At 65.3% G+C, this 14871-nt stretch carries 11 protein-coding genes; all 11 read left to right on the plus strand.

What is annotated here, in order from left to right; all coding sequences use genetic code 11:
* The coding region (locus tag K8I61_15585) for a hypothetical protein (protein ID MBZ0273460.1) at positions 1-1471 on the plus strand (1471 nt) is incomplete at its 5' end.
* 87 nt (positions 1472-1558) lie between these two features.
* Positions 1559-3505 (plus strand): YncE family protein, encoded by a 1947-nt coding sequence (locus tag K8I61_15590; protein ID MBZ0273461.1) that lies wholly within the window; start codon positions 1559-1561, stop codon positions 3503-3505.
* Positions 3502-5469 carry a hypothetical protein gene (locus K8I61_15595; GenBank protein ID MBZ0273462.1) on the plus strand — a complete coding sequence of 656 codons (1968 nt, stop codon included), beginning with the start codon at positions 3502-3504 and terminating at the stop codon, positions 5467-5469. The genes K8I61_15590 and K8I61_15595 overlap by 4 nt, the downstream gene beginning before the upstream one ends.
* A complete protein-coding gene (locus K8I61_15600; GenBank protein ID MBZ0273463.1) occupies positions 5466-6539 on the plus strand; it encodes a WD40 repeat domain-containing protein in 1074 nt (357 codons plus the stop codon). The genes K8I61_15595 and K8I61_15600 overlap by 4 nt, the downstream gene beginning before the upstream one ends.
* Positions 6536-8482, plus strand: a complete 1947-nt coding sequence (locus K8I61_15605; protein ID MBZ0273464.1) for a hypothetical protein — start codon at positions 6536-6538, stop codon at positions 8480-8482. The genes K8I61_15600 and K8I61_15605 overlap by 4 nt, the downstream gene beginning before the upstream one ends.
* A 117-nt stretch (positions 8483-8599) precedes the next feature.
* Positions 8600-10441: a long-chain fatty acid--CoA ligase gene (locus K8I61_15610; protein MBZ0273465.1), complete on the plus strand. Its 1842-nt coding sequence runs from the start codon at positions 8600-8602 to the stop codon at positions 10439-10441.
* Positions 10438-10677 carry a type II toxin-antitoxin system HicB family antitoxin gene (locus tag K8I61_15615; protein MBZ0273466.1) on the plus strand — a complete coding sequence of 80 codons (240 nt, stop codon included), beginning with the start codon at positions 10438-10440 and terminating at the stop codon, positions 10675-10677. Before K8I61_15610 ends, K8I61_15615 begins: the two co-directional genes overlap by 4 nt.
* A 23-nt stretch (positions 10678-10700) precedes the next feature.
* The gene (locus K8I61_15620; protein MBZ0273467.1) at positions 10701-10949 is read left to right on the plus strand and encodes a toxin-antitoxin system protein; all 249 of its coding nucleotides are present in this window, start codon (positions 10701-10703) and stop codon (positions 10947-10949) included.
* Positions 10950-10952: 3 nt separating this feature from the next.
* A complete protein-coding gene (locus tag K8I61_15625) occupies positions 10953-11336 on the plus strand; it encodes a type II toxin-antitoxin system PemK/MazF family toxin (GenBank protein MBZ0273468.1) in 384 nt (127 codons plus the stop codon).
* Between the two features lie 27 nt (positions 11337-11363).
* Complete coding sequence (locus tag K8I61_15630) at positions 11364-13784, plus strand: endonuclease MutS2 (GenBank protein ID MBZ0273469.1); 2421 nt, start codon at positions 11364-11366, stop codon at positions 13782-13784.
* A 260-nt stretch (positions 13785-14044) separates the two neighbouring features.
* Entirely contained in the window at positions 14045-14662 is a 618-nt protein-coding gene (locus tag K8I61_15635) for a superoxide dismutase (protein ID MBZ0273470.1), read from the plus strand.
* Positions 14663-14871 lie beyond the last annotated feature (209 nt).

The raw sequence follows: 14871 nt of genomic DNA on the forward strand, positions 1-14871 counted from the left end.
TGTCGCCGCGTCGATCACGCCGCCCGAAGCGCCGCGCGACCGCCCCGGCGACCTTGCGTCGTATCGGGCGCCGCTTGACCACTTCTCCGAATACGCGATGAGCGTGGAGTCGGACGAATACCCCAAATCCGACTGGACGCAGATGCAGTTTCGCGGGCCGATCGACTACGCGGCGATCGCCGAGTCGTTCGACGACGCGCTTATGCGCGTGCCGGTGTTCAACTGCAATCTCGCCGAGCGGCATCGCGGAATCTTTTACGAGCCGTATTGGTATTTCAACACCCACGTCAAAAACCGCCTTGTCATCGAGGACTGCCGCCACATGGCGACGCCACCGGATTCTCCGGGCGCGCCGTTCGATCCGCTGGAGTTCTCCACGCGCTTTCATGCCGAACGCACGCGACGGCGCATCGATCCCACGCGCGAATTTCCATTCCGCTGCTACCTCGTGCGCGTGTCCGACGACGAGCACATCTTTTCGATCTTTTTCCATCATAGCGTGATGGACCCGTTCAAGGCGTACAAGGTCATCACGCGCATGTTCGCGGGCTACCACCAGCGCGTGAAGGGCGCACGCCCCGCGTGGGCCGACAAGCTCGGCATGGCGATGCTCGAACGCAAGGGCGGCTACGTGAAACCGCTCTCCGCGGTCACCTTCGCGCGCGAGCAGCTCGCGGACGTGCTCATCAAGAACACGAGTTCGAAGGTCGCCATGATCAAGACGCGGCGTGTGTTGCCGCCGGCCGAGATGATGGGCCGCATCAGCCGCCGCGCGACATTCGACGATCCGAAGATCCTCGAAGGCGTCCTTTCGCGCGCATCGAAAAACGAAGCGACGCTGAACGACATCATTTTCGCGTGCGCGCGCCGGGTCCTTTCGCAATGGAACGAGGAGCGCGGCGCGTCGGCCGAGCGCATGCGCTTCATGCTCATCACGAGCCTCACGGGGCGCATGGAACTCGGCGATAACACGGGCGCCGGGCTTTCGGGCCTGAATTTCGTATCGATCGGGCACGAGAAATCGGACCTGGACACGATCATCCGGTTTTTCCGGGATACGCGGCGCGACCAGCTTCAGCGCGGCGTGGACATCGCCTTCTACCACTCGATGCGGCGCATCGTTCAGTCGATGCGCGTGTTTCCGCTGCACATCCGGCGCAACTTCGTTCGCCCGATTATCGAGCGCATTCCTTGCACGTTTTATCTTTCGAACCTCGGCACCGTTTGGCCGAAGATCGTCGACGGCCGGCAGACGCTCGAATCGGAGATCGTGGACGTGGGCGATTTTTCGATCAGCGACATGCACTCGTCCGCGTCGATCGCGCGCAACCTCGGCCTTGGCCTCACGGTGCGCGCGCACAACAACCGCTTCTACATGAACTTCGTCTGCGACCGCTTCCGCTTCGAACCGGACGAAGCCACGGACATCTGCAACCGGATCGTCAACGAGATCGTCAGCGCGGCGGGGTAGCGGCCGTCGTGCGGGACGCCCGGCACGGTGGATAAAACGCAATCCGCCCCCAGCGTGGCGCGGCGCGAGCGGCCGAGGGCCGCCGCGATGGCGCTGACGGTTGCCGTCGCGGCGAGTGCCGCGTTGCTCGCGGCGAGCGCGTGGATCCCGTGGCTTCGGCCTCGCGTCTTCTTCATTCCCAAGGCGTTCTACTTCTTCATGGAGTTCCTGTTCTGGTTTGGAACGACCAGCAACACACAAAACACTGTGCTCGCGATCGCCGTCGTCGCCGCGTGCGTCGCCCTGGGCCGCCGCCGTCGCCGTGGTGAAGGCGGCGTGGCGGAAAAGGCGTTCTGGATCCTCGCCGCGTTCCTTGCGCTTATCGCGCAGGCGTACATCGTCGCGTTCGCCGCGCTCGCGTGGCTTCCACTTTTTGCGGGATATCTCGCGGTGGCCGCGTGGGTCTTCCGATTCGTCGCGCGAGCACCGCACCGGCTCGGCGCACCGGGCGGCGAACCCGAAGCCCCGGCGCTTTCCCGACATCGAGCGAATTTCGCGGACATCCCCACGACGCACGTGCTGCTTTTCGTCGGCGCGCAGCTTTTTCTGGCGATGGTCACGGGGCGTTTCGGCGTGCCGATCGTGCAGGCGGTTTCGGAGATCGCGGCGCGCGGATCGGCTGATGCGCCGGCGGTCTATCGCCTGGCCGCGCTATTCGTGCTCGCCGTTCCGGCATTGCCGTTGTGGCGCTCGATCCGCGGTGAGCGTGGGCGGGCCCCGGTGCGCGCGCGCGCGGCGGTCGTCGCGGCCGCCTGCGTCGTCGTGATGACACTTGCGGTGCCGGCGGCCTGGGCGATGCCGTTTGCCGGCGCGGCCATCGTCGCCGTTGTGGCGGCGGGTCTGGCTCGCGCGGGTTTCGCGCCGATCGACTGGTTGTCGTTCGATCCGCGCCGCGCGTTCGCCGCCTTGCTGCCGCTATCGCTGGTGGCGTTTGTCGCATTCGGCGTCCATTACGCGGCGCGCATGTGGGATTGCGCGGACCGCGCCGCGCCCGGGCTCGGCGTCGTTCGCCTGACGCGCGACGCGGGCGCGTTCGATTTCGCGACGACCGCGGATGGAGACACGCTGATCGCCGCATTGCGCGAGTCGCGCCGCGTGATTGCGGTGCCCACCGGCGGCGGCACGGCGCGAACGATCCTCGACACGCGGCCATTCACCAAGGGTACGGGCGCGATCTTTTCGGGGGTCGAGCCGGAGACGATCCTTCGCGTCGGCGACGACCGCTTTTTGTTGTTGCTTGCCGTCTCCGACAATCACGACGACAACGACTTGCTGGTGCTGCGCGCCGACGGCACATCGGAGGGCCTGGTCGAACGATTGTCCGGCACCGGGATTTCCGAGATGGTGCGTGGACCCGGGACGCGCGTGTATGTTTCGATGGAGTTCGATAACGGCGTCTTCGTACTTTCGGCGGACGACCTGACGCTGCTCGACACGATCAGGTGGCCGCAGCCGGGCGGCGAGGCGACCGGCTGGCTTGCCGGCGAAGGCATCCTTTCGTGCGGCGTGGAGCCGAACAAGATTCTGGTGGACGACTCGGGCGAGACCATCTATTCGCTCGGCCTTTGGTGCGATCCGATGCTGCGTGCGCTTGATGTCGAAAACCGCCGCGAATCGGCGCGTGTTTTTGTCGGGACGCGAAGCTGGGACATGGCGATGGACGGGGTCCGCCGCAGGATTTACGTGCCGAAGTTCATCAGCGGACGCATGCTGGTCGTCGATACGAACCGCATGGAAATCGCCGAGGAATGGCCGGTCGGCTTTGGCATCCGCCCGGTCGCCGTCGACCCGTCGCGCGGGCGCGTCTACACCGCGTCGATGTACTCCGGCGAGGTTTTCGGCATCGATGCGGAAACCGGCGAACGCGTTTTTCGGCGGCGGATCGGCGGACACATCAAGGGGTTGCATCTCGACGAGGCGACCGGCGCCCTGTACACGGGTTGCGATTGCGGGGTATTCCGTATCGATCCTCATATCGGTGACACGGGTTCGTGATCGAACGTCGCCATCCCATCGTGCGTCGGCTGCGAATCGCGGCGGCGGCCGTGGTCGCGGGCGTTGCGCTTGTTGTCGCGGCCGATCTCCTATTACGCCTCAGCTCGCCCGTCTCGCGTGTCATCGACCACGCGATCGTTTTCGCGATCAACGCCGCCGGCACGGCGATGCTGGGCGAGGCCGATCTTGTGCCCGTGAGCGTCGCCGCGCTGTTCGCCTTGATTGTCTACCGGTTACGCACGCGCGCGCCGCGCGTGTGGGCGGTCACCCATTTTCTCGTTTCGGCGGTCGCGGCGATGTCGATCGCCATCTTCGTCGCGTTCGGATTTCTGATGGACCGCGCGCTTGCCGCCGCGTCGATCGCGGCGCTCGTCGTGTTCTTCCTTTCAAGCCGCCCCCCCGGCAATCTCACGGCCGGCGAGCGATCCGGCGTCCGCCGGCGCGCCTCGGCATTGGCGTTTGTCGTTTCGATCGTCAGTCTCGCCTATGGCTACCGCATCCACATCTCCGATCCGGAGGGCTACGCGATTCCGCGCTTCGCGCAGGCGCTTGGCTCGACGCGGCTCTGGACGTTCGGCCTTTTCGGCGCCATGACGGCGGCCGCGATGGCGTCGCTGGTCGCCGCACGTTTTGGCCGCAGATACGCGGGGCGCGCGCGCGCGATCGCCGCGGCCGAGGTCGCCGGCCTGGCAACGTTGGCGGCATTCGGCGCGCTTTTGCGCCCGACCGCGCCGATCGTCGCCGCGTGCGTCGCGATCGTCCCGCTCATCGCCGACGCGATGCGCGCGCACAGCCTGCCGGTCCTGCCGCGCATCACCTGGGATGCTCGCCGATGGCCGGCCGGGCTTGCCGCGCTGGCGTTGGCCGGAACGATCGGCCTGGCGCACGGATACGCGACGCGCGTATGGGTCTGCCCTCGCGACGCGCCGTATCTGGAACGCATCGCGAAAACGCCGCTGCTTTTCCGCATGGCGATGGCGCCTTCGGGAATGTACCTGTTGGCCGTCGCCCGCGAGGAAGGGCGCCTGCTGCGCGTGCGGACGAGCGCGCCGTTTGAGGTGGACGACGTCTCGTTGTCGCTGTACGAGGATTGGGCGGTCCGCGCGTGGGCGGAACATGTCGGCGGCGCGCCGGACCCCACGTTGCGGGTCGGCGTGATGGAAGACCTGATCGCGATGCCGGAGGAGGATCGCTTCCTTGCGACCTACATGCCCGCGACGCCGCTGTGGCCGCTGTTCCCCGAGCCCGGCGAGTATCGCAACATCATCATGGAGATCGATGGGGCCGCGGGGCGCCTTGCGTCGTATCGCGCGTGGCCGGATATGTGCTGGCTCAATCGCGTCCACTACGATTCGGCGCGCGGGCTTGTGATCGCGACGTGCGAGAACAAAGCGCGCCTTTTCACGGCGCCGCGCGACCTGAGCACATTCGAGACGCATGAATTGCCGTGGCGCGTCGGCGATATCCACGACATGGCCATCGCGCGCACCGGCGCCGGCTCGCGCTACTACACCTCCTCGCTGTGGATCAGCCCCTTATTGTCGGTGCTCGACGAGGCGTTCGCGCCGCTTCCGGAGGCGGCGCTCGTCGACGGCATGAGCTACGCCATCGAACGCGACCCGTTATCAGGCGATCTGTTCACGAGCCACTTCTACGCCGCGCGCGCGCTGCGGGTGGACGATGAGACCATGAAGGTGACGCACAGCTATCGCGCGGGCTTCGGCGCGCGCAATCTCGCCATCGACGAGACGCGACGCCGGCTCTTCGTCACCAGCAATTACGGGGGCTTCATTTCGGTTGTCGATCTCGACACAAACCGGCGCGCCGGGGTTGTCGATTCAGGCGGCTATGTCAAGGCGTTCGTGATCGATCGCGAGCGGAAATACGCGTGGTTCGGCTGTTTTTGCGGGCTGTATCGTCTCGATCTCGACAAGCTCGACGCCGCGCTCGGGGCGGCGCGATGAGCCGGGGCCGCGTCGCAATCCGGCTCGCGATCGCCCTGGCGCTTGCCGCGGTTGTCGCGTACGGCATGATCGCCGCTGTCGCCACCTTCGCGGTCGGTCCGGTCAATACGTACGATTTCTTCTTCATGCTCGGCCTGCGGCTTGGTGCGATCAGCCCCGCGCGAACGGTGCTGCCGTGGGTGGTGGCGCTCGACTGGTCACCGGATGGCCGATTCCTTTTCGCGTCCGGCTACTTCCGCCAAATCCTCGTGTTCGACGTGGCGGACGGAACGCTCGCGCGGCGCCTGGGCGGGCACGACAATTGGATTCAGGAGGTCATCCATTCGCCGAGCGGGCGCTATCTCGCCTCCGGCGACTGGGGCGGCCGCGTTGTCGTGCGCGATCTCGACGGCGGCGGCGAGGGCGCGTTCGAGGTAGGATCGGACGTGTATTCCATCTCGTTTTCGCCGGACGAGTCGCGCGTCGCGGTCTCTGACGGCGAGGGGCTCGTGCACGTTTTCGATCTCGCGCGCAACACGAAGGTCGCCGAATTTCCCGGAAACGAAGGCGGCACCCTCTATCTTGCGTACGCGCCCGGCGGCCGCCATCTCGCGACGGGTGGCGAGGACGCGATGGTGCGCCTGTTCGATCCGGAAACGCTTCGGCCGAACGGCACGCCGCTCGAACACGGCAACGACGTCACGTCCCTGTCGTTCGACGCGACGGGCGAGCGCCTGTTGTCCTGCGGGGATGACGGCTTCGTGCGCTATTGGAATGTGCGCGAGGGCCGCGAGATTCGCGCGTGGGCCGCCGACCCGTCGTGGGTCAGCTTCTGCACGCTCATCCCGAACTCGCCGTCGTTCGCCGCCGCGGGCTCCGACGGCCGTGTGCGGCTGGGGCGCACCGATCGCGACGACGCGCCGCGTGCGATCGATGCCGGCGGAGGCTGGCTGCAGTGCGTTCGCCCGCGCCGCGACGGCGGCGCTATCGCGGCTACCGATCATCGGGGCGGAATCTGGATCTACGATCTGAGAGGCGAGACCGTCGTGCGCGTCATCGACGTCAAACCGCTTTTGAAGGGCGACTTGTGATCCGTACGTCCGGCTCGTCGCGATTTGTCGCCCGGCACGGGCCGATGCTCGCGCTCGCCGCGTGCGTCGCGTGTTACGCGATCGCGATGTTCAGCACGCCCGGCGGATTCGGCGGTCCGGACGATTATCGCAACCACGATTTTTCCATCGCTGCGACGCACGACGCCCTCGCGCGCGACACGATCCTGCATCATCACGCGCTGCCCGGCCGCAGCCATCTCGTCGGCGGCGGCTACCCCGTCGCGGCGCATCCGTCGGACGGCTCATGGAGCCCGTTGATCCTCACGAGCCTTGTGTTCGGCGAACGGGTCGGGCTGCGTCTGAACATGCTGCTCGCGCTGTTCGTCGGCGGGTGGGGCGTATTCTTGCTCGCGCGCGATCGCCTCGCACTATCGACGCGCGCCGCGGCGTTCACTTCGCTCGCGTTCGCGCTCGCGGGTTGGTATCCGTCGCGTATCGTCGTCGGTTTCTACGAGTCGACGGTTTGGCTCTTATTCCCGATGGCACTCGCGCTCATGCTCGCGCCCGGCGGCGGCGCGCGGCGTATTGCCGTCGCGGCGCTCGTCACGATGACCGCGCTTTTGCAGGGGCTTGGCGGCGGCGCGTTTTTTCTGCTCTGGGTCGCGCTTGCCATCGCGTTCGGCCTCGGCGACACGCGCGCGGCTTCGCGGCGATGGGCGATCATGCGGGTCGGCACGGTCGTTACCGTTGCGGCGCTCCTTGGCGCGGTAAAGTTCGTGCCGATGGCCGATCTGCTGCGTCGCGGGACGATCGAGCGCATACCCGCGCGCATCGTGGCGATGCTGCCCGCCGACGATGCGGAGCGATTCTGGTTTCGCCGAACCGCGACGTTCTACGAGGGTGTGCTAAACCCGGAGGATCCGAACAAGTTTCTCCCTGCGTCGACGGAGGCGTTTCATTATCTCACCGGCCTGACGCCTTACGTTTCGGAATACGCGGGCGACAACGAGGGCGGCGTCCTGCCGCTAACCTCGGAGTTCGGATATCAGGGTATTCCCGTCGCGGTGCTGGTCTTGGCGCTTGCGGGTGCGATCGCTGGCGGTCGCGCGGGCCGGGGCGCGGGGCTTGTACTTTTCATTTTGCTGTGGCTGGCGCTCGGCCGCAACGCGCCGGTCGATATCTACCGTCCTCTGCACCTTTTGCCCGTGGCCAACGGCATCAATCGGCCGCTGCAGTATCTCGGCTTTTTCGTCACGCTGCAGGCGGTGCTCGCCGCGGGCATCGGGTTTTCCGCGATCGAAAGGCGCCTTGCCGACCGGCCGCGCGCGCAAATCGTTGCGCTCGTGCTGGCCGTCGCGGCGCTTTTGCCCACGGCCATCGGCGGGGCGTGGCGATTCGCGTGGGCGTTTTCCGTGCCGCTGGAGCGTCCCGCGCGCGAGCCGGAATTCTATCAGGTCGCGCTCGATAACGATGGCCTGCGCGAGCAGCACTCGACCGGCTGGGGCAACACATACCTCAATGTGCGGCGCGGTGTCGGCTCGATCGTCTGGGATAACAACATTGCGCTGCCGGAAAACGCGCAACCGCGCTATCTCGTCGACGCGCACGGCGAGCGCCGCCCGGCGCCGGGATACAAGGGCGAGGCGTATTTTCAGCACGGCGATTTGGCGGAGGGCGCCGCCGTCGCCGCGACACAAAACAACGTCGTCCGTGACATCGCCATCGGTCCGTCCACGATCCGCGCGATCTTTTCCATGACGGCGCCGGGCACAATCGTCGTCAATCAGAATTATGACCCGCGTTGGCGCGCCGACGTCGGCCGTGTCGTCGACGCCGGCGGCCTGCTTGCCGTCGAACTTGCGCAACCCGCAACGCAAGTCAAACTGCGTTACCGCGATACGCCGCGCGCGATCGGGCTCGCGATTTCGCTGGCGACCTTGGCGGGATTGTTGGCGACCGTTGCGTGGAAGAAACGACGTTAACGCCTTGGCTCCGCTTGCTCCCCCGACCGAATTCCCGCAAATTCGGATGATCGCGTTGAGGGAATAACGGATGAACGGGTGGGCTTTCGCGGCCCGGAACGAAAATGGGGGTGTGACGTGACGGACACGATACTACCCGAGCGGTCGCTCGCGGCGATTTTTTACAATCGCAGAAACGACAATCCTGACCGTGCGCTCATCATCGCCAAGCGTAAGGACGGGCGGCTGACCGACGGCTTCCACACGATCACGCGCGCGCAGTTTCGCGACGAGGCCGAGCGCGTGGCGGCGGGGCTCGTGTCGCTCGGCATCGAGAAAGGCGATCACATCGCCGTCTTCTCGCCGAATCGCCCGCGCTGGTTGACGGCGGCAACAGGCGTATTCGAGGCCGGTGGCGTCATCGTGCCCGTGTATCCGACGCTAACCGCCAAGGAGGCGGGCTACGTCATCAATCACTCCGAGGCGAAGGTCCTTTTCGTCGGCGAGAAGGACCACCTGGACAAGTGGTTCGCCATGAAGCCGAGCTGCAAGCTGGTCAAGCAGGTCGTCGTGCTCGACCCGATCGAGCCGGCGAAGGATGGCTCGTATCTGACCTGGGACGAACTGGCCGGGCGCGGGCGCCGGGAGCTCGAAAAGCTGACGGAGAAAACCCTTGGCGACCGCATCGCGTCGATCGAGGAAGAAGACCTCGCGGCGATCATTTACACGTCCGGCACCACGGGCGTTCCCAAGGGCGTGATGCTCTCGAACGGCAACTTCCTCTCGCAAAAACCGGCGCGCCAATATTTCGATCTGAACGAAAAGGACATCTGGCTCTCACATCTGCCGCTTTGCCATTCGTTCGGTTTCGTCGCGGACTATTTCGGGTGCTTCGAGGTCGGCGGCACGCTCGGCATGGCCGAGGGCCTCGATCCGGACACGATGCGCGAGGCGCTCATCGCCGTGCGTCCGACGGTGCTGATGAGCGTGCCGCGCCTGTACGAAAAGCTGTACCTGCGCGTGCATTCGATTCTGAAGAGTCGGCCCCAGGCGGTGCAGGACCTTTTCTGGAAAGCGCACGGCGTCGGGCTCGAGGTGTTCTCGTACCGCAACGAGGGCAAACGCGTGCCGCTAACGCTCGCCGCGAAATACAAGGCCGCCGGCGTCGTTCTCGAAAAGGTGAAGCAGCAAGCGGGCCTGGATCGCCTGCGCGTCGCTTACGGCGGCGGCGGCCCGCTGGCGAAGGAATTGATGGCGTTTTTCAACGGGCTCGGCATCGACATCTATCAGGGATACGGCCTCACCGAAACGAGCCCCGCCGCGACGATCACGCGCCCGGGCGACAACAAGCTCGGCACCGTCGGCCCGCCAATCGAGGGCTGCGAAGTGACGATCGCCGAAGACGGCGAGATCCTCATCCGCGGCTTCAACATCATGAAGGGCTACTACAAGGATCCCGACGGCACGGCCGAAGCGATCTCGGAAGACGGCTGGTTTCATTCCGGCGACATCGGCAAGTTCGACGAGCACGGGCGCCTCGTCATCACCGACCGCAAAAAGGAGCTGATCATCACGAGCGCGGGCAAGAACATCGCGCCGATGCCGATCGAGATGGCGTTCAACACGGACCCGTTCATCGAGCGCGTCATTTTGATCGGCGACAACCGCAACTACCTCACCGCGCTCGTCGCGCCGAACTTCGACATGCTGCGACGTTTCGCGAAGGACGAGGGCATCGACGCATCGAGCGACGCGGATCTGGTGCGTCACCCGAAGGTTATCGCGCGCTACCAGCAGGCGGTGGACAAGGTGAACGCGGACCTCGCGCGTTTCGAGCAGATCAAGAAATTCACCGTCGTCGACCACGAGTTCGACGAGGCCAGCGGTATTCTGACGCCGACGCAGAAGGTCAAGCGCCGCGTCGTGCCCGAGAAATACAAGAAGGAAATCGAGGCGATGTACGCGGGGAGTGCGTCGTGAGGGTTCCCGTCGTTTTCGAACCCACCTCGACCGGTTTTTCGGCGTACTCGCCGGACGTGCCCGGTTGCGTCGCCGCGGGCGGTACGCTCGACGAGGTCCGCGTGCTTATGGCCGAAGCACTGGCGTTTCATTTCGAGGGTTTACGAAAATATGGCGAGGAAATCCCTGCGATTACGAGTTTGGTCGAGTACGTCGACGTTTCTGTAGACAATATTGTGTCAGATGGAGTAGACTGATTGCGGATCGAAGGGAGGCCGAAATGGCGACAACGACCGTTCGAATCAGCGAGGAAACGCGGAATCTTCTCAAGGACACCGCCGAAAAGACGGGCGCCTCGATGAGCACTGTTCTGGATGCGGCTGTGCGTTCGTTTGCCCGAAAGGTTTTTTGGGAGAAAGCCTACGCCGATTTCGAAGCAATTCGGAACGATCCGCAAGCCTGGAAGGAAGAACAGGAAGAGTTTGCCCTCTGGGAGACGACCGTAGGCGACGGGCTTGAGGACGACTGATCCGTGAAAATACCAAGACAGGGCGAAATTTACTGGGTCGAACTTGACCCCGTACAAGGCCACGAACAAGGCAAGACGCGGCCGTGCATCGTCGTATCCACGAGTGAATTTAATCGCATTCGGTACGAACTTGCCTGGATCGTTCCGATTACAAGTAATCCGAGGCGCCACACATTCACGGTGGACATTGACGCGAAAGGAACCGGATTACGCGAGCCGGGTCGAGCACTCTGCCACCAACTGCGTGTCGTTTCGTTCCGTCGCATCGGATCGCGCATCGGAGAGGTCAAATCGGAGACGTGGAACAAGATTCAGAAACACATTGCGGCCATTGTCGGACTCGATATTTTTTCGCAAGGATTCCCACCGTTCAACATTCTGGAATGATGGCTTACGGCGCGACGCAATAATTCAATGACGCCGCCCAAAGACGATCTGAAAAATTATCCCGACCCCGCCCTCGAACTGCTCGAATGGCCGCGCGTGCTGGCGTATCTGGCCGGGCACGCGATGAGCGCTCCCGGGCGCGAGGCGTGTTATGCGATCGCGCCCGCGGACGATCTCGATACGGCGCGCCGGCTGCTTTCGGAAACGGGCGAGGCGCGCGCGCTTGCCGCCGAGGGCGTGGAGCCGCCGCTTGGCAGCGTGGAGGATATCGCGCCGCTTTTGGCGCGCCTTCGCGCCGGCGGCGCGCTCGATGCCTTCGAGGTGCGCGTTTGCGCCGACATTCTCGCCGCCGCGCGTCTTGCGCGCACGCTCCTTTCCGACAATTGGGAGGCGCACCCGCGTATCGGGCAGATCGCCGCGCGCCTGTACGAGGATCTGGCGCTCGAGCGCGAAATTTTCACGGCCATCGAGCCGAACGGCGAGGTGGCCGACGCGGCGAGCGACACGCTTGCGCGGCTGCGCCGCCGGTATCGCGATGTGCACAAGCAGATCCACGAGACCATGCAGCGCCTGGCGGCGTCGCCCGAGCTTGCGGACTATCTGCAGGACGACATCTTCACGCTGCGCAACGGGCGTTACGTGCTTGTCGTCAAGATCGAAAAGCACGTGAAGATCGACGGCATCGTGCACGACGTGTCGAACACGCGGCGCTCGCTTTTCGTCGAGCCGCGCGAAGTGACGCAGCTCAACAATGTCCTGCGACAGACGCAGATCGACATCGACCAGGAAATCGAACGCATCCTCGCCGAGTTCTCGCGGCAGATCGCGGCGCGCTCCACGCCGCTTGCCGAAACTTGCGCCGATCTTGTCGCGCTTGATCTTGCGTTCGCGCGCGCGCGCTTCGCGGCAAAGCTCGGCGCGCACGCGCCGGCGCTCGCGGAAGACGGCGCGCTGAAGCTCGAACAGCTTCGCCATCCGCATCTCGTGATGCAGGGTGGGGAGGTCATCGCCAACGACGTGGAATTGCCGGCCGAGACCGCGTGCGTCGTTATCACCGGGCCGAACACGGGCGGAAAGACAGTACTGCTCAAGGCGGTTGGCCTCGCGTCGCTGATGGCGCGCGCAGGGCTGTTCCCGCCGGTGGACGAGCAAAGCGCGCTGCCGTTTTCGCCGCGCGTGTTCGCGATCATCGGCGATAAGCAGTCGATCGAAACCGGCCTGTCGACGTTCGCCGCGCGCGTCGCCGCGATGAAAGACGTGCTCGATCGCGCGGGCGCGGGCGACCTCGTGCTTATCGACGAGATCGGCGAGGGCACCGAGCCGCGCCAGGGCGTCGCGCTTTCGATGGCGCTTCTCGAACGTCTGACCGGGCGCGGCGCGCGTACCTTCGCGACGACACATTTTGTGGAGTTGGCCGCGATGGCGGAAAACCGCGAGAGGTTCGTCAACGCGTCGATGGAATTCGACCGCGAGCGCATGGTGCCGACGTACCGTTTCCGCAAGGGCATCCCGGGGCGATCCGGCGCGTTCGATGTGGCCGCGCGCATGGGCCTGCCGGCGGAGCTGCTCGATCGCGCGCGCGAGCTGTACGAGGGCGCGTCGTCCGAGCTCGACGCGGTGATGGAGCGCCTGGAGCGCGCGCATCGCGAGGCCGAAACGCGCGCCCACGAGGCTGAGCGCTTGAAGCGCGAGGCGGCGCATCTGGTGGAGGTGCAGCGCGATCGCGTGCGTGAGCTGGATGCGCGGAGGCGCGACGCGGCCAACACGGAGCTCGCGGCCGTGCGAGCGTCATACGACGAGGCGCGCGAGGTCATCCGCGCCGCGATCGCGCGCTTGCAACGCGGCGACGTTACGTTCGCCGACGCGGAGGAAGCGCGCGAACGGATCGACGAGGCGCTCGCCGAGTCGGAGGCGAAGACACCGCCCGCGCCGCAGGAGAAACAGCGCGGCGAACCGCGCCGGCTTGCGCCGGATGAGATCGAGCCGGGCCGCGTGGTGTACGTCGCGCCGATGAACGCCGAGGGGGAGGTAGCGTCGGGGCCGGACGTGAAAGGGCGCGTCGCGGTGATGGTCGGCGGCGTGCGCGTGAGCGTCGATGCGAACGATTTGCGCGCCGCGAGCCGCGCCGCGCGGGAAGAGCCGCGCGTGCGCATCGAGAAGCCGAAGCCGGATTTCGACGCGGCGACGCCGGATTCGACGCTCGACCTGCGCGGTCAGTTCGCCGACGACGCGCGCGATCTTCTGCGCGAGTTTCTCGACCGCGCGACGATGGCCAAGCTCCCGCGCCTTTACGTCATCCACGGACACGGCACGGGCAAGCTCAAGCGCGAGGTGCGCGATTATCTTCGCGTCGAGGCGCCGAATCTTGTCGCCCGCCCGGGCGACCGCCACGAGGGCGGCGACGGCGTGACGGTGATCGAGCTGGAAGGCGGGAGCGTGGAGGGGTGACGATTCAGCGGTACACGGAGTGCACCGGGGAGCCACGGAGCACACGGAGGCTCACGGACTGATCCAGTTTTCTCCGTGACCACCGTATCTTCTTGGTGCCCTCGGTGTATCGCATAAAAGGAATATACCTTACGAAGCGTGCCCGTCGGCTTGACAACGCCCGGACGCGGACTAGCTTTTAAGGGCGCGGGCAACGGGCCGAGTGCCTGCTGTTTCATTCCTTCGTTTTCGATTTTGCAAAAAAAGAGGAGAACCGTCCGATGCACAAGCTTCCCGATCTTGGTTATTCGTTCGACGCGCTCGAACCGTTCATCGACGCGCGTACGATGGAAATCCACCACGACAAGCACCACAACGCCTACGTCACCAATCTGAACAAGGCGCTTGAGTCTTGCGGGCCGGAACTTGCGGACATGGACATCGTTTCGCTGATGAAGCATCTGTCCGTCGCGCCGGAAAACGTCCGCACGGCCGTTCGCAACAACGGCGGCGGCCACTACAACCACGCGCTATTCTGGACGCTGCTGAAAAAGAACGAGAGCGGCGCGCCGTCCGGCGCGCTCGCCGGCGCGATCAACGCCGACTTCGGTTCGTTTGACGCGTTCAAGGAAAAATTTTCGACCGCCGCGGCGACGCGCTTCGGTTCGGGCTGGGCGTGGCTCTCCGTCGCGCCGTCGGGCAAGCTTGAGGTGACGAGCACGCCGAACCAGGACAACCCGGAGATGGACTCGGACGCCAAGCCGATCCTCGGCCTGGACGTCTGGGAGCACGCCTACTACCTGCACTACCAGAACCGCCGGCCGGACTACATCAAGGCGTTTTTCAACGTCATCAACTGGGACGAAGTGGCCAAGCTCTACGGCCAGTACAAGAAGTAGGGCGGGCGGGCCGAATGGCCGGCGATCGAAAAAACGAACCGGGGACGCATAAGGCGTTCCCGGTTTTCGTTGTGCGCCCAGCATGGGCGCTGTCTTGTAGGTGTAAGTCCGACCGAGAGGAGGCCATCCCGATCGAAGCGAAGCGCAACTGCGGAAGGGCGACCGACCGTGGGGAGGAAGCGTGGAGCGAACCCGCGGGCCGACGTACA

The organism is bacterium (assembly GCA_019912885.1).
GTDB lineage: Bacteria > Lernaellota > Lernaellaia > JACKCT01 > JACKCT01 > JAIOHV01.